The sequence below is a fragment of the Guyparkeria halopsychrophila genome (genome assembly GCF_044582135.1).
In the GTDB taxonomy this organism is placed as follows: Bacteria; Pseudomonadota; Gammaproteobacteria; order Halothiobacillales; family Halothiobacillaceae; genus Guyparkeria.
In genome coordinates this window covers 1-339 of sequence record NZ_JBDODP010000073.1, presented here as the reverse complement: position 1 = coordinate 339, position 339 = coordinate 1, and the positions used below count along the sequence as shown (strand labels likewise).

The 339-nt window shown below is 64.0% G+C and carries 1 protein-coding gene; it reads left to right on the top strand.

What is annotated here, in order from left to right; translation table 11 throughout:
* On the top strand, window positions 1–339 hold a 339-nt coding region (locus tag ABGV18_RS11540), incomplete at both ends, for a GTP-binding protein (RefSeq protein ID WP_396586155.1).

Below are 339 nucleotides of genomic sequence, written 5' to 3'. Positions count from 1 at the left end.
CAAGCCGCACGTAAACGTCGGCACGATCGGTCACGTTGACCACGGCAAGACCACGCTGACCGCGGCGATCACGCACGTGATGTCCTCCACCTACGGTGGCCAGGGCATGGCGTTCGACCAGATCGACAAGGCGCCGGAAGAGAAGGCGCGTGGCATCACGATCTCGACCTCTCACGTTGAGTACGAGTCCGACAAGCGTCACTACGCCCACGTCGACTGCCCGGGTCACGCCGACTACGTCAAGAACATGATCACCGGTGCCGCCCAGATGGACGGCGCGATCCTGGTGGTTTCCGCTGCCGACGGCCCGATGCCGCAGACCCGTGAGCACATCCTGCT